The sequence below is a fragment of the Micromonospora sp. CPCC 205554 genome, assembly GCF_036902745.1.
Taxonomy (GTDB): domain Bacteria; phylum Actinomycetota; class Actinomycetes; order Mycobacteriales; family Micromonosporaceae; genus Micromonospora; species Micromonospora tulbaghiae.
The window spans coordinates 30,469-45,253 of record NZ_JBAKHP010000021.1; the positions used below are offsets into that span (position 1 = coordinate 30,469).

General features: G+C 73.1%; 15 protein-coding genes and 1 pseudogene. 3 read left to right on the forward strand and 13 right to left on the reverse strand.

What is annotated here, in order from left to right; translation table 11 throughout:
- The first annotated feature begins 73 nt into the window (after positions 1 to 73).
- From V6U82_RS22660 to V6U82_RS22670, 3 genes are read left to right on the forward strand one after another with little or no spacing between them, the layout of a single operon-like run.
- The gene (locus V6U82_RS22660) at positions 74 to 1,570 is read left to right on the forward strand and encodes a 3' terminal RNA ribose 2'-O-methyltransferase Hen1 (RefSeq protein ID WP_334464290.1); all 1,497 of its coding nucleotides are present in this window, start codon (positions 74 to 76) and stop codon (positions 1,568 to 1,570) included.
- The gene (locus tag V6U82_RS22665; RefSeq protein WP_334464292.1) at positions 1,567 to 4,083 is read left to right on the forward strand and encodes a polynucleotide kinase-phosphatase; all 2,517 of its coding nucleotides are present in this window, start codon (positions 1,567 to 1,569) and stop codon (positions 4,081 to 4,083) included. The genes V6U82_RS22660 and V6U82_RS22665 overlap by 4 nt, the downstream gene beginning before the upstream one ends.
- A 23-nt stretch (positions 4,084 to 4,106) precedes the next feature.
- The gene (locus V6U82_RS22670) at positions 4,107 to 4,946 is read left to right on the forward strand and encodes a DedA family protein (RefSeq protein ID WP_334464294.1); all 840 of its coding nucleotides are present in this window, start codon (positions 4,107 to 4,109) and stop codon (positions 4,944 to 4,946) included.
- Positions 4,947 to 5,119: 173 nt separating this feature from the next.
- On the opposite strand, the gene V6U82_RS22675 is transcribed toward V6U82_RS22670, so the two are convergent.
- The 13 genes and pseudogenes from V6U82_RS22675 to V6U82_RS22735 form a co-directional block, all read right to left on the reverse strand.
- Positions 5,120 to 5,497 (reverse strand): ArsR/SmtB family transcription factor, encoded by a 378-nt coding sequence (locus V6U82_RS22675; protein WP_007454255.1) that lies wholly within the window; start codon positions 5,495 to 5,497, stop codon positions 5,120 to 5,122.
- A gap of 57 nt (positions 5,498 to 5,554) precedes the next feature.
- Positions 5,555 to 6,094 carry an orotate phosphoribosyltransferase gene (gene pyrE / locus V6U82_RS22680; RefSeq protein ID WP_091413808.1) on the reverse strand — a complete coding sequence of 180 codons (540 nt, stop codon included), beginning with the start codon at positions 6,092 to 6,094 and terminating at the stop codon, positions 5,555 to 5,557.
- A gap of 153 nt (positions 6,095 to 6,247) precedes the next feature.
- Entirely contained in the window at positions 6,248 to 7,057 is an 810-nt protein-coding gene (locus V6U82_RS22685) for an SDR family NAD(P)-dependent oxidoreductase (protein ID WP_334464298.1), read from the reverse strand.
- Between the two features lie 170 nt (positions 7,058 to 7,227).
- Positions 7,228 to 7,875, reverse strand: a pseudogene (locus tag V6U82_RS22690) (hypothetical protein); the annotation flags it as partial.
- Positions 7,876 to 7,947: 72 nt separating this feature from the next.
- A complete protein-coding gene (locus V6U82_RS22695) occupies positions 7,948 to 8,727 on the reverse strand; it encodes a hypothetical protein (RefSeq protein ID WP_128138747.1) in 780 nt (259 codons plus the stop codon).
- Between the two features lie 67 nt (positions 8,728 to 8,794).
- The gene (locus V6U82_RS22700; protein ID WP_334464412.1) at positions 8,795 to 9,793 is read right to left on the reverse strand and encodes a hypothetical protein; all 999 of its coding nucleotides are present in this window, start codon (positions 9,791 to 9,793) and stop codon (positions 8,795 to 8,797) included.
- Between the two features lie 64 nt (positions 9,794 to 9,857).
- Positions 9,858 to 11,426, reverse strand: a complete 1,569-nt coding sequence (locus V6U82_RS22705) for a polyamine aminopropyltransferase (protein WP_334464301.1) — start codon at positions 11,424 to 11,426, stop codon at positions 9,858 to 9,860.
- Positions 11,423 to 12,196, reverse strand: a complete 774-nt coding sequence (locus tag V6U82_RS22710) for a hypothetical protein (RefSeq protein ID WP_334464303.1) — start codon at positions 12,194 to 12,196, stop codon at positions 11,423 to 11,425. Before V6U82_RS22710 ends, V6U82_RS22705 begins: the two co-directional genes overlap by 4 nt.
- A complete protein-coding gene (locus V6U82_RS22715) occupies positions 12,196 to 12,618 on the reverse strand; it encodes a DUF350 domain-containing protein (protein ID WP_030269725.1) in 423 nt (140 codons plus the stop codon). Before V6U82_RS22715 ends, V6U82_RS22710 begins: the two co-directional genes overlap by 1 nt.
- Positions 12,619 to 12,649: 31 nt before the next feature.
- Complete coding sequence (locus V6U82_RS22720; protein ID WP_334464307.1) at positions 12,650 to 13,075, reverse strand: DUF4247 domain-containing protein; 426 nt, start codon at positions 13,073 to 13,075, stop codon at positions 12,650 to 12,652.
- Positions 13,072 to 13,566, reverse strand: coding sequence for a DUF2617 family protein (locus tag V6U82_RS22725; RefSeq protein ID WP_334464308.1), 495 nt, complete (start codon positions 13,564 to 13,566; stop codon positions 13,072 to 13,074). Before V6U82_RS22725 ends, V6U82_RS22720 begins: the two co-directional genes overlap by 4 nt.
- Before the next feature lies 1 nt (position 13,567).
- Positions 13,568 to 14,206 carry a DUF4178 domain-containing protein gene (locus tag V6U82_RS22730; RefSeq protein ID WP_334464309.1) on the reverse strand — a complete coding sequence of 213 codons (639 nt, stop codon included), beginning with the start codon at positions 14,204 to 14,206 and terminating at the stop codon, positions 13,568 to 13,570.
- 85 nt (positions 14,207 to 14,291) lie between these two features.
- Positions 14,292 to 14,669 carry a hypothetical protein gene (locus tag V6U82_RS22735; protein ID WP_334464311.1) on the reverse strand — a complete coding sequence of 126 codons (378 nt, stop codon included), beginning with the start codon at positions 14,667 to 14,669 and terminating at the stop codon, positions 14,292 to 14,294.
- Positions 14,670 to 14,785 lie beyond the last annotated feature (116 nt).

The window sequence follows — 14,785 nt, forward strand, 5'->3', positions numbered from 1 at the left end:
CCCGGTGGGCGCGGGCCGGGCTCCCCCGGAAACCCCCACGACAGAAACGGGAAAAGAACGAGATCATCGGCAGGTGCTGCTGACCCTGACCACGACCCACCGCCCGGCGACCGACCTCGGACACCTCCTGGTGAAGCATCCGGACCGCGTGCAGACCTTCGACCTGCCCGCCGGCGCCGCGCATGTGTTCTACCCGGAGGCGGACGAGGCGCGCTGCACGGCGGCGCTGCTGGTCGAGGTCGATCCGCTCAAGCTGGGCGGCGGCCGGAAGAACCGGGCGCCGGAGGGCTTCGCGCTCGGGCAGTACGTCAACGACCGCCCGTACGCGGCGTCGAGCCTGCTCTCGTCGGCGCTGGCGAAGGTGTTCCGCTCCGCCCTGCGCGGCGAGTCGCGCGACCGTCCCGAGCTGGCCGCGAGCGCGATCCCGCTGGCCGTACGGGTGCCGGTGCTGCGCTGCCGGGGCGGCGCCGACCTGGCGGTACGGATCTTCACCCCGCTGGGCTGGACCGTGACGGCCACCCCGATCCCGCTCGACGAGACGTACCCGGAGTGGGGTGACAGCCGCTACGTCGACCTGACGCTGACCGGGACGCTGCGGCTCGCGGACGCCCTCAACCACCTGTACGTGCTGCTGCCGGTGCTCGACGACGCCAAGCACTACTGGGTGGCGCCGGACGAGGTGGACAAGCTGCTGCGCGCCGGTGCCGGCTGGCTGGCCGGTCATCCGGAGCGGGGCCTGATCACGCGCCGCTACCTGGCGCACCGCCGGGCGCTCGCGGGCGAGGCGATGGCCCGGCTGACCGAGCTGCGGCTGGCCGACGAGCCACCCGCCGACGACAGCATCGAGCCCGCGACCGGAGAAGCCGCGGCGGTGGAGGACGTCCGCCGCGCCTCGCTCGCGGTACGACGGCGGGAGGCGGTGCTCGCCGCGCTGCGGGACAGCGGCGCGAGCCGGGTACTGGACCTGGGTTGCGGTGGCGGCGCGCTGCTCACCGCGCTCGTCGCCGACCGGCGGTTCACCGAGGTGGTGGGCGTCGACGTGTCGGACCGGTCGCTCGGCCTGGCCGCCCGGCGGCTGCGCCTGGACCGTCTGCCGGAGCGGCAGCGGGACCGGATCCGGCTGTGGCAGTCCGCGCTGACCTACCGGGACGACCGGCTCCGGGGGTACGACGCGGCGGTGCTGATGGAGGTCGTCGAGCACCTCGATCCGCCGCGCCTGCCGGCGCTGGAGGACGCGGTGTTCGGTCACGCCCGGCCCGGCACGGTGGTGGTGACCACGCCGAACGTCGAGTACAACGTGCGCTACGAAGGGCTCGGGCCGGACCGGTTGCGGCACGCGGACCACCGGTTCGAGTGGACCCGGGCGGAGTTCGCCGCCTGGGTGGACCGGGTGGCGGCGGCGCACGACTACACGGCGGTGCTCGGTGGCGTCGGCGACGACGACCCGGAGGTGGGCACGCCGACCCAGATCGCGGTGCTGACCCGCGCCGACCGTGACGAAAGCGCCGGTCGGCGCGACCGGAACGACAAGAACGACAGCAACGACCGGAAGGAGGCGACGAACCGATGACCGTCCTGGACATCCCGGAGCTGGCACTGGTGGCGCTCGTCGGCGTCTCCGGCTCCGGCAAGTCCACGTTCGCCCGGCGGCACTTCGCGCCCAGCCAGGTGCTCTCCTCGGACACGTTCCGCGGCCTGGTGGCCGACGACGAGAACGACCAGTCCGCGTCCGCCGACGCGTTCGACGCGCTGCACCACGTGGCCGCGATCCGGCTGCGGCGGGGACTGCTGACCGTGGTCGACGCGACGAACCTCCAGCCGCACGCCCGCGCCGGGCTGATCCGGGTGGCCCGGGAGCACGACGTGCTGCCGGTGGCGATCGTGCTGGACGTGCCGGAGGCGGTGGCCTGGGAGCGTACGGAGGCGCGCGCCGACCGGACGCACGGCCGCCAGGTGCTCAACCGGATGCGCCGGGACCTGCGGCAGTCGTACGGGCGGCTGGCCCGCGAGGGCTTCCGCAAGGTGCACGTGCTGCGCGGGGTGGAGGAGATCGACGCCGCGGAGGTCCGCTACGAGAAGCTGTTCAACGACCGGCGGGAGCTGACCGGCCCGTTCGACGTGGTCGGGGACGTGCACGGCTGCCGTACCGAGCTGGAGGCGCTGCTGTCCCGGCTCGGCTACGTGCTGCGGCACGACGACGCGGGCCGCCCGGTGGACGCGGCGCACCCGTCGGGGCGTACCGCGGTGTTCGTCGGTGACCTGGTGGACCGCGGCCCGGACTCGCCCGGCGTGCTCCGCCTGGTGATGGGCATGGTGGCGGCCGGCCACGCGATCTGCGTGCCGGGCAACCACGAGCAGAAGCTGCTGCGCAAGCTGCGCGGCCGGGACGTCCGGCTGACCCACGGCCTGGCCGAGACGATGGAGCAGCTCGCCGCCGAGTCGCCGGAGTTCGTCGCCGGGGTGGAGACGTTCATCGACGGCCTGGTCAGCCACTTCGTGCTCGACGGTGGCCGGCTGGTGGTGGCGCACGCCGGGCTGAAGGAGGCGTACCACGGGCGGGCGTCCGGCCGGGTGCGGTCGTTCGCGCTCTACGGCGAAACCACCGGCGAGACCGACGAGTACGGCCTGCCGGTGCGCTACCCGTGGGCGCGGGACTACCGGGGTTCGGCGATGGTCGTGTACGGACACACGCCGACGCCCGAGCCGGAGTGGGTGAACAACACCATCTGCCTGGACACCGGTTGCGTGTTCGGCGGGAAGCTCACCGCGCTGCGCTACCCGGAGAAGGAGCTGGTGGCCGTCCCGGCGGTGAAGGAGTGGTACGCCCCGGCCCGCCCGCTGGTCCCGGTCGCGCCGGCACGGCCGGACACCGTGCTGGACCTGGCCGACGTGACCGGGCGGCGGCATCTCACCCACGCGTACGGGTCGCTGACCGTGCCGGCCGAGAACGCCGCCGCCGCGCTGGAGGTGATGAGCCGCTTCGCGGTCGACCCGGGCCGGCTGGTGTGGCTGCCGCCGACCATGCCGCCCTGCTCCACGTCGAGCGTGGACGGGTTCCTGGAGCACCCGGCCGAGGCGTTCGCCGACTACCGCGCGGCCGGCGTCGACCGGGTGGTCTGCGAGGAGAAGCACATGGGCTCGCGGGCGGTGGTGCTCGTGGAACGCGAGCCGGGCCGCTTCGGCGGCGGGGTGGTGCACACCCGTACCGGTAGGCCGTTCTTCGGCCCGCCGCTCGACGGCGAACTGCTGGCCCGTGTGCGCGCCGCGGTGACCGCCGCCGGTCTCTGGGCCGAGCTGGGCACCGACTGGCTGCTGCTCGACGCCGAGCTGCTGCCCTGGTCGGCGAAGGCGGGCGGGCTGATCCGCGAGCAGTACGCCGGAGTCGGCGCGGCCGGGCGCGCCGCGTTGCCGGCGGTGCTCGCCGCGCTGGACACCGCCGCCGGACGCGGGCTGCCGGTGGACGCGCTGCGCGACCGGATGGCCGGGCGGGCCGCCGAGGTCACCGCCTACTCGGCGGCCTACCGGGCGTACGTCCGGCCGACCGACGGGCTGCGCGGGGTGACGCTGGCGCCGTTCGCGGTGCTGGCCGGGGCCGGGGTGAGCTACGCCGACCGCGACCACGGCTGGCATCTGGCGCTGGCCGACCGGCTCTGCGCCGCCGACCCGGAGTTCTTCACCCCGACCCGGCGGCGGGTGGTGGACCTGGCCGACGGGCCGGCGGTGGCCGACGCCACCGAGTGGTGGCTGGCGCTCACCGCGACCGGCGGCGAGGGCATGGTGGTAAAGCCGTACGCGGGGCTGGCCGCCCGTTCACCGAAGGGCTCGCTGCTCCAGCCGGGGATCAAGTGCCGGGGGCGGGAGTACCTGCGGATCATCTACGGTCCCGGGTACACCGGGGCGGCGCAGCTCGCCGCGTTGCGCCGCCGTTCGCTGGGACGCAAGCGCGGGCTCGCCCTGCGGGAGCACGGCCTGGGCCTGGCCGCCCTGGACGCGCTGGCCGAGGACGCCCCGCTCTGGCGCCGCCACGAGCTGGTGTTCGCGATCCTCGCCTGCGAGTCCGAGCCGGTCGACCCCCGCCTCTGACGAGGACGCCCGGTCCGGCCGAAATGCCGGACCGGGCCGGGGTACCCTGTGTGGCCGTGGACACAGCAGAGAAGACCCGGATGTTCTCCGAGAGCGTGGCGCTGAACCCGCTCGATCCGAAGGACCTCATCCACACCTTCGGCATGATCGGCGTCTGGGTGATCCTCTTCGCCGAGACCGGCCTGCTCGTCGGGTTCTTCTTCCCTGGCGACTCGCTGCTGTTCCTGGCCGGGGTGGCCGCCTCCCCGGTGGCCGACGCCATCTTCGGCGACGGCACCCGCCTGTCCCTGGCCGGGCTGATGATCGGCGGTCCGCTCTGCGCGATCGTCGGCGCCCAGCTCGGGCACTGGCTCGGCGCCCGGTACGGCCGCCGGATGTTCGAGAAGCCCAACTCCCGCCTGTTCAAGCGGGAGTACGTGGAGAAGGCGGAGTACTACTTCCAGAAGTTCGGCCCGGCGAAGGCCGTGGTGCTCGCCCGGTTCATCCCGATCGTGCGGACGTTCCTCAACCCGGTGGCCGGGGTGCTCGGCATGTCGGCCCGCCAGTTCTTCGTGTGGAACGTGGTGGGCGCGATCCTCTGGGTGGACGGCATCCTGCTGGTCGGCTACCTGCTGGCCCGCCAGATCTACGACGCCATCGGCGACAAGATCGACAGGTACATCCTGCCGGTGGTCGCGCTGATCATCGTGATCTCGGTGCTGCCGATCTTCTTCGAGTTCCTTCGCGACCGGCGGGCGCGCAAGCGCGGCGAGGCGGTCGCCGTCATCACCGCGGCGACGGTGGCGGGCACTGTGGAGGCGGCCCGGGAGGGCATCGAGGAGCACCGGCCCGGACACGGCGACGGCGGGCAGCACCGCCGCTGAGCGCGCACGGACGCCGAAGGCCGGCCCTCGGACGAGGACCGGCCTTCGACATCACTGATCTCGCCGGGTCACACGGACGACGGCAGCCGTCACCGTGCGCTGATGGCGCCACCCCTCGCACGCCACCGGTCACCCGGTCGGGACGACCCTCGGTCGGGCCGGCCCGAAAGGTTTCAGCGAGCCTTCTTGGTGGCCCGCTTCCGCGGCGGGGTGAGCAGATCCGCGATCGTGGCGATCGCGGACGGCACCAGCCGGTAGTACGCCCAGACCCCGCGCTTCTCCCGCTCCAGCAAGCCGGCCTCGGTGAGGATTCGCAGGTGGTGGCTGACCGTCGGCTGCGAGAGGCCGAGCGGCGCGGTGAGGTCACACACGCACGCCTCCCCCTCGGGAGCCGACTGGATCAGGCTGAGCAGCCGCAGCCGGGCGGGGTCAGCGAGGGCCTTGAGGACCCCCGCAAGCCGCTCGGCGTCGGCGCGTTCGATCGGCTCGCCGGCAAGCGGCGAGATCTGAGGCATGGTCATTTCAGCCAACGCAGTTCCCACGTATTCCATCCTTCCACCAGCAGCATCGATCCGCCTGCATATCAGCAGATCCGAATCGGCAAACTTTTACGCCACAAGGCCGAGGTCAGCCAACGTATAGGCCGCCCGATAGGGCAATCCGGCGGCTCGCACCGTGTCGCCGGCACCTCGATCAACAATAACCGCCACACCGACCACCTCGGCCCCTGCCTCACGCAATGCCTCGACCGCCGTCAACACGCTTCCACCGGTGGTGGAGGTGTCCTCGACTGCGAGCACCCGCCGCCCGGAGACGTCCGGCCCCTCGATCCGGCGCTGGAGACCGTGGGCCTTGCCCTCCTTGCGGACCACGAAGGCGTCGACCGCGCGGCCGGTGCCGGCCGAGGCGTGCAGCATGGCGGCGGCCACCGGATCGGCGCCCAGGGTCAGCCCACCGACCGCGTCGTACGCCCAGTCGGCGGTGAGGTCACGCATGACCCGGCCGATCAACGGGGCCGCCTCGTGATGGAGCGTGACGCGACGCAGATCCACGTACCAGTCCGCCTCGCGGCCCGACGAGAGCACCACCCGGCCGTGCACCACAGCTAGGTCAGTGATGAATTTGCGCAGGTCGTCGTGGTCGCCCATGGCCCAAGAGCGTACTTCGCAAGTCTGAGAGCCGTGCTTCGGGTCTGCTCTGGTCAACCCTGCGGGCGACCGACGGGTGGCGATGAGCGGCTACGCTGTGCGACCGTCCATCCCGGCCGGCCGCCGTACCGGCCACGTACGGGTCGCTGCCGGTCAGCCGCGCTGCCGGCCGACCGCACCCCGGGTGTCCCGCCGGAACCCGCGCAGCAGGCGCTTCGGCGCGTACCGCAGCCCGGCCACCGCCACCTTGTACTTCCAGTCCGGGACACTCACGAACTTACCTTTATGCAGGTCAAGCAGCCCTTCGGCGACGACATCGTCGGCTCGCAGCCAGGCCCAGGCGGGCAGGCGGGACATGTCGATGCCCGCGCGTTCGTGGTTTCCGGTCCGGGTGTAGCCGGGGCAGAGCGCCATCACGCGTACACCGAGGGGCGCGACGGACTGGCCGATCGATTCACTGAAATTCGTCACCCACGCCTTGCTGGCCGAGTACGTGGATCCCGGCATGGGGACACCGAAGCCGGCAACGGAAGAGACATTTATCACTGCCCCATGGCCTCGCTCGATCATCGGACCGAGGGCGGCGTGGGTCAGACGCAGCACCGCGAGCACGTTGAGCCGGACCAGCCGCGCCTCGTCCGCCACCGACGAGCGGACGAACGACGTGTTCAGGCTGATGCCGGCGTTGTTGACGAGCAACTCGATCGGCGTACCGGCGGCCAGCCGTCGTTCGACCGCCGCACAACCGTCCTCGGTGGACAGGTCCGCGGCGATCGTCTCGGCGTCGCCGCCGTGCCGGCCGGTCAGCTCGGCCGCCAGCGCGTCCAGCCGGGCGGCGTCCCGGGCCACCAGGACGAGGTCCCAGCCGTCGGCGGCGAGCCGGCGGGCGAACGCCTCGCCGATGCCCAGGCTGGCGCCGGTGACCAGGGCACGGCGCCGGGAGGGGTCGGTGTCACCTGTCATCGGCGGTCCTCGGGAGGCGGCGGGAACCCACCCGGCGACGGCGCGGGCGGTGCGGACGGGGGCGGCGCGGGCGGTGCGGACGGCGACGGCGCGGGCCGCTCGTACGGCGACGGGCCGGAGGCGGGCGGCGCGGAGGCCGGTGGGGCGGAGGCGGGCGGGTTCAGGCCGGGTGGCGGTCCCCAGGGCGTCGGCCCGGGGGCGGTCGCGCCGGACACGGTCGAGCCGTAGCCGGACAGCCGCAGCGGCGCGGTGCGGCGGCGCAGGAACGCGCCGGACGGCGGCAGCGTGAGCAGCACGGCGACCACCAGGTAGCCGAGGATCTGCGCCACCGACAGCGTCGCGTTCACCGGGATCCACCAGGACGGGTAGGCGTCGCCGACGAGTCCCAGCAGGTCGGCGGTGATCCGGTCGTCCGCGCCGAGCCGCAGCGGGGCGGCTCGCTGGCCGATCAGCACCGCCAGCCCGCAGCAACCGCAGAGCAGGCCGGTCCCGGCGACCACCCAGGTCGCCGTGCGGGCGCCGGAGCGGCCGGCGAGCAGGCCGAGCGCGAGCCCGACGAGCAGCAACCCGGCGAGCACGCCGAGCACGGCGGCCAGCACTGTGGAGCCGCGCAGCAGGCCGGCCACCTGGTCGATGTCGCCGCCGCTCGCGCCGGTCCGTTCCGCCGCCGCGTCCCGGAACCGGTCCACCGTGCCGCCGCTGACCGCCAGGTTGACCACCGCGTACGCCACGGCGCCGACCGCCATCGCCAGCAGCAGCGTCACCGCGGCGAGGACCGTGCCGGGCCGGCGGGGTGCGGCCCGATCGGGGTACGACACGACTGATCCCTCCGGTAGGCGTCGGCTTGCAACCTACTCGGAGGGATCGTCGGCGTCGCTGCTATCCGGACGTCAACTTCCGGATGGCGGCTCCGGGTCGCGGCGCTCACCCGGCTGGCCACCCGGCGTCGACGGCGGCTGACCACCCGGCGCGGACGGCGGCTGACCGCCGGGCGTCGACGGCGGCGTGCCGGGAGCCGGCGGGTACGACGGGTACGCCGGATCCCCCGGCTGGCCCGGGTGCGACGGGTACGCCGGGTAGGCGCCACCGGGCACCGGCGGCTCCCAGCCGGCCTTGGGCTTGCGGAAGAACTCGTTCGCCTTCGGCAGCGCCAGCAGGATCAGCGCGGCCAGCAGGGCGAGCAGCGCGACCAGGCCCAGCAGCAGGTTGACCGGGGTGTACCAGGACGGAAGCGCGTCCTCCAGCCGGCGCTGGATCTCCTCGGAGCTGGGCACGTCACCGGTGGTGGTGCCGCCGCCCGTCATGCCGCCGGTGAGACCGGTCAGCAGCCCGCCGCCGGTGCAGCAGAACAGAATGCCGCCCAGCACCCAGGTGGTGATCCGGGAGCCGTTCTTGCCCCGGTTGTTCAACAGCGCGAGGACGACGAGCCCGGCCGCGATCAGCAGCGACACGACCGCCGTGATGATGCTGAACGCGTACGCGATGTCAGCGGCCGACTCGGCCGAGGTGCCCGCGTAGGCGTCGGTGAGAACGTCGCGGATCTTGCCGACGACGGCCAACGCCACGATCAGGTTCAGCACCTGGATCGCGGCGACGAGGATGAGCAGCCAACTGGAGAGCGTCACCACGCCGGGACGCGTGCGGGGCGGGGTGCCCGGAGCATCGACCATGATTCTCCCTTCCTGGATCAGAAGCCCACCGTAGCGATCTTCCACCAGCTCAGCACGCCGGAACGGCTCACCTCTCGGCGGCGCGCCGCAACCGGCGGTGCTCGGCGGTGACCACGCCGAGCAGCGAGAGGTCGAGCGCGACGGCGAAGACCGCGCCGAACTGGTTCACCGTGAAGTTGAAGACCTGCCCGAACAGCAGGTCGACGAGCAGCGCCAGCTTGAACAGGCGGAACGCCTCGGCCCGGTTACGGCGCAGCAGCCAGGCGGCCCACAGGCCGAGCACGGCGGTGATCAGGGCGGTGGCGCTGACGCCGAGCACCGCGCCCCATTCCCGTTCCTGGTCCAGCTTCCCGGTCACGCCGTCGACGAACACCGCCACCACCGTGAGCACCGGCTCCACCACCAGGTAGACCACCACCGGCCAGACCAGCCAGCGGCGTCCGGCCGCCCAGACGGCGAGGCGCCGGGCCGGGTCCGCCGCCCGCTGCCAGAGCGGCACCGGCGGCGGTTCCCGGTGGGGTACGGCGTCCAGCAGTTGCGCCATCGCCGTCTCGGTTGCCGGTCCGGTGCCCTGCACGAGCCGCAGCACGGCGATGCGGCGGCGGTCGGTCAGCCCGCCCGGCAGGCCGCTGAGCACCATGTCCAGCGCGTTCGCGGTGCGCTCGGCCGGGGTCAGCCGGGACCGGCCGGTGCGTCCGCGTACCGCCTGGGTGAGCAGGACCAGCAGCGCGAACGCGACGTAGATGATGGCGGCGGCGGGTGCGTAGAAGTAGTCGGTGCCGGTGGTGACGAACTTGCCCACCTCGTCGATGAACAGCCCGAACCCGATGCCGCCGACGACCGCACCGCCGGTGCGGGCGCCGCCGCCGAGGAAGACGAGCGGGACGCCCAGGCCGACGGCGAGCAGCAGGCCGCCCCAGAGGACGTGTGCGATGTGCAGCCCGCCTCCACCGAGCTGCGGATAGTCGGTGGCCTTCAGGTACGCCCGTACGGCCAGCACGGTGACCACGCCGGAGAGCACGAACGCCTGGAGGTAGGACGCCGCCTCGACCGCCCGGGTCGGCAGCCGGCGGACCAGCCAGCCGATGCCCGGTCGGTGGCGCGGTGATTCGGGTGGCATGTCCCGAAACCTAGTAGCCGCGCCACTCCTCGCGGGCGTAGTCCAGCACCCTCGGCCGCAACAACGTGGAGGCCGGCACGTCCAGCCGGGCACGGTCGGCGGGGAACGTGCCGGCGGCGGCCAGCACCGCCGGGGTGAGGAAACGCAGCGGCGGCGGATCGGCCGGCAGCGCCAGCTCCGGCGCCACGTCGCCCGGCGCGGCGAGCACGAACCCCCAGTCGCCGAAGCTCGGCACGTCGACGTGGTACGGCACGGTGGCGAAGCCCGCCTCGCGGACCGACCGCTCGATCGACCAGTACGACCGGGGCGCGAAGTAGGGCGACCCGGACTGCACGACGAGCCGACCGCCGGGGGCCAGCACCGGCCGGACCAGCGTGTAGAACTCGATCGTGTAGAGCTTCGCGGTGGCCGTCTCGTCCGGGTCGGGCAGGTCGGCGATCACCACGTCGAAGCGGTCCGTGGCGGTACGCAGCCAGGCGAACGCGTCCAGGTTGAGCACCCGTACCCGGGGGTCGGTGAGCGACTCCCGGTTCAGCTCACGTAGCTGCGGCTCGCGGCGGGCCAGCTCGACCACGGCCGGGTCGAGGTCGACGAGCGTCACCGAGCGCACGTCCGGGTACTTGAGGATCTCCCGCGCGGCCAGCCCGTCCCCCGCGCCGAGCACCAGCACGTCGCCGTGCGCCCCGCGCATCGCCGGGTGCACGAGCGCCTCGTGGTAGCGGTACTCGTCGATCGAGCTGAACTGCAGGTCGCCGTTGAGGAACAGCCGCAGGTCGGTGTCGGAGTGGCCGGGCTCGCGCACCGAGCGGGTCAGCACGATCTCCTGGTAGCGGCTGCGCTCGGCGTGCACCACCGGATCGCGGTAGAGCTGCTGACGCGCGGTCACCTCGAAGTCGTGGGCGGTCACCCACGCGTACCCGAGGAGCAGGCCGACCACGACGGTGGCGGCGCCCAGCGCGGCCCGCGCCCGGCGGCCGAGTTCGGCGCGGAACACGGTGAAGACGAGCACGACCCCGGCGACCGCGTTCACCGCGCCCACCACGAGCGCGCCCTTGAGCTGGCCGAAGACCGGGATGAGCAGGAACGGGAAGGCCAGCCCGCCGAGCAGCGCGCCCACGTAGTCGGCGGCGAACAGGTCGGCCACCGCGCTGCCCGCGGACTGCTCCCGGATGCGTTGCAGCATCACCATGAGCAGCGGGATCTCCGCGCCGATCAGCAGGCCGAGCACGAACGCGGTGCCGACGAGCGCCGGGCCGTACAGGTCGAGCCAGGCGAACGCGGCGTAGAGGCCGAGCACGGAGAGGCCGCCGAGCAGCGCCAGCGTCAGCTCGATCACCGCGAACGAGACCACCGCGCGGGACTGCAACGGCTTCGCCACCAGCGCGCCGACGCCCATCGCGAAGACCATCACGCCGAGCACGATCGACGCCTGACCGACCGTGTCGCCGATCAGGTAGCTGCCGAGCGCGACCAGCGCCAGCTCGTACACCAGGCCGCAGGCCGCGCACACGAAGACCGCGAGCAGGACCGCCGCGCGGGCCAGGCGCCACCGCGGCCGTGCGGCCACGTCGACGGTCACCGTCTGCTCCGGGTACGTCCGGCGGCTCCCGCCCCGGCGCGCTGCGCGGGCACCCGTACCCGGTGGTTGCGGCGCTGTCGCACGCCCACGGCGAGGAACAGCGCGGCGAGCAGGAACAGGCCGACCGAGCTGAGCACGTAGATCCAGCGGTCCCGCCAGAAGTCGTTGCCGGCGTCCGGCAGCGGGGCGGCGGCTGTCGACGGCGCGGCGGTGGGTGTCGCGGCCGGCTCGGCGAGGCCGCGCTCGGCGGCGAGCAGCGGCAGGATCGTGGCGGCCCGGGTGACGGCCCAGCCCGGGTCGTCGACGAACGCGTCCTCGTCCAGCCCGAACCGGCCCAGCCGGGTCTCGATCGCGGCGAGGTCGGCGAACTCGATGTCGTCCGAGCCCTTGATCCGGATCGTGGCGGAGTCCTCCGACTCGCTGCTCGACGAGGTGTACCTGACGTTGGCGGAGACCGCGAGCCAGCGCGTGCAGCCGGGCGCGTCGACGACTGTGGTGCCGTCGCCGAGGTTGGAGCCGACGCTCACCTCGTCGTACACGTCGAGCAGTTCCCAGCCGTAGCAGATGCCCTGGCTGTCGGCGGCGGCGCGGAGGATCGGCACGGTGCCGGAGCGCTCGTCGGCCGCCGGCGCGGGGACGGAGGTGTCCGAGTCGCCGCTGAACGCGCCGATGGCGCAGACGACCACCACGACTCCCACGACCACGGACCAGATCACCGTCTGGGTGCGCTTGTCCTTCCCCACCTGGTGCTTGGCGGGCTTGCCGCTCATCAGATGATCGCGGCCGCGATGATCGCACCGGTGGCGAGGTGCACGGTGGCGGAGACCCACACCGCAGGGTGCGGCTCGGGGTCGACGAGCAGCTCACCGAGCTTGCCCGGGGTGGCCACGTCGAGCAGCACGAACGCCGCCGCCATGATCACCAGACCGAGGATGCCGTACGCGGCGGCGCCGACCAGCCCCAGCGTGAAGTCGTCGTCGCTGGCGACGATCGCGGCGACCACGATCGTGCCCACCCCGAGCAGGTTGGACGAGAGCAGCAGCGCCGCGTTGCGGTTGCGCTCGGTCCAGATCAGCTCGTGGAGCTTGCCGGGGGTGGCCAGGTCGACCAGGACGTAGCCGATCGCCATCAGGACGACGCCGACCGCGCCGTAGGCGAGGGTGACCAGCAGGTCGGTGACGAGATGCTGCACAGGAGACTCCAGGGTGAGGTGGTCGGAGGGGCTACTTGCCGGAACCGGGGCCGCCGCCCCGGACCGTGCTGCCTCGGCCCCAGCCCCAGCTGTTGCCGACGACGCCGTGGTACCGGGGGTAGGCGGTGGTCATCTTCTCCAGCAGGATCACCGAGCCGACGGCGAGCGGGAGGATCACCACCGAGTCGTCGTCGTAGCGCAGGTAGACGCCGCTGCCGTCGACGTACTGGTCGGCCGGCTTCCAGGCGTCGGTGATCTGCTTGGACACGTCGCTCGGCGCCTTGTTCGAGGTGTACGCGATCGCGTTCGAGCCGATGTCCCGCCCGGTGGCGCGGGAGAAGTTGTCCTCCACATACCCGCGGGGCGAGAAGTTGCCGTAGAAGATCGTGAAGGCGGCGATGAGCGCGCCGATGACGGCGACCGCCACGCCCACCACGAACCACCGTCGGTACGTCACAGCTCCTCCACCACGGTCTCGGTCAGGACCAGCTCGTTGGTCTGCGGGTAGGCGTGCCAGGTGCGCCAGGCGAGCGCGCCGTCCGGCGGGCCGGGCCGCACGGAGAGCGCGGTGACCGCGTCCTCGTCGCCGGGGAAGACGCCGATCAGCGCGTACGGGTCGGCGGCCAGTTCGGCGCGCAGCGCCGCGACGCGGGTGCGCAGGCCGTCGCCCTCCGGCCGGAGCACTGTGGCGAGGAACCGGTAGCCGGCCGTCTCGTCGTGCAGCGTGCCGGGCAGGTGCGGCGGGCGGCCGGGCAGGCAGGCGACCGTCTCGGTGAGCGTGCCAAGCACGACCTGGTGGGAGGCGCCGAGCAGGCGCAGCCGCAGCCGGGGCAGGCCGGGCAGGTCGATGTCGCGTACGGCCAGCGCCGGCAGCTCCGGGCCGCCCAGGGCCAGGCTCAGATCGGCGGCGCTGGTGTCGACGTAGGGCGCGTCCAGACAGACGAGCACGTCAGCGCACCGTGTCCGGGCCGCCCTGCGGGTAGATCATCACCTCGGCGCGGCGCAGCTCCTCGCCGAGGTTGACCTCCCAGCCGGCCTCCCCGTACGCCTCGAACGACAGCCGCGCGCCACCGGGCGCCTGGTAGTCGTAGTAGCGCATGGTGCCGCTCGGGTCGAGGCCGGTGCCCTCGGTCGCGGTGTACCGGGCCTGGCCCGACTCGTCCCAGTTGTAGCGGCGGCCGGCGATCTCCAGCGTCGGGGCGCCCGGTGTGACGGTGGCGCCCGGCTCGCTGGTCCAGAGCACCATCTCCAGGTCCGGGTCGGTCTCGACGGAGAGCCAGCGCTTCACCCCGCCCGCGTCGTCGAGCAGGTGCTCCGCCCAGCTCCACCCGCCCTCGACCAGGTGCACCGAGCCGCGCACGGTGTACGGCACCGTACGGATCTCGACGATGTCGCCGGGCTTGAGCGCGCGCGGGTCGCCACGCAGCGCGTCGGCGTCCCGGTCCCGGAACGGGTCGCCCAGCGCCGCCTTCGTCCTCGGGCGCGACGCCGATCGGGACTTCCGTACCGCGATGACGGCGATCACCACACCGGCCACCCCGACCAGGCACCCCAGCGTGGTCACCACGTACGCCAACGAACCGTTCACGACCGCCTCCCCCAACGTGCTCGGCGGGAACGGTAACAACCGCACGCACGCCTGATGAAGTCCTGTTCGCTGAGTGTGCGGTCAGCTACTGCGCGCCGTCGGCGAGCCGCTCGGCGGCGTATTCGCCCAGCGTGGCGCGGCCCATGAGGCAACCGGAGAACGTGGTGAACTCGCCGTCGTCGCCGCGCAGCCGCGCCCAGGCGTCCCGCCCCGCGGCCGGGTCGACCGCCTCCAGCAGGGTCGCCGCGTACGCCCGGCCGGCCGGCGAACCCTTGCGGAGCAACCTGTCGATCCGCTTGCGCGCCGCCTCCGGGTGCTCCCGCAGCGCTTGCTCCAGCGTCCGGTACGCCTCGGTCGCGGGCAGGATCTGCCCCGCCAGCCCCACCCCGCCGAAGGCGAGGGTGTCCGCACCGTCGAGTTCCCGCACGGCCGCGTCCAGTTCCCGTTCCCAGCTCCCGCTCATGCCCCACTATGTGCCCACCCCACCAACCCCTCACCCCTGCCGCCCGCCACCCACCCCCGGTCCTCCCCGTCCCCGCCCTCGGCTTCCCTGTTGATCAAGGAGTTTGTGTCCCCGCA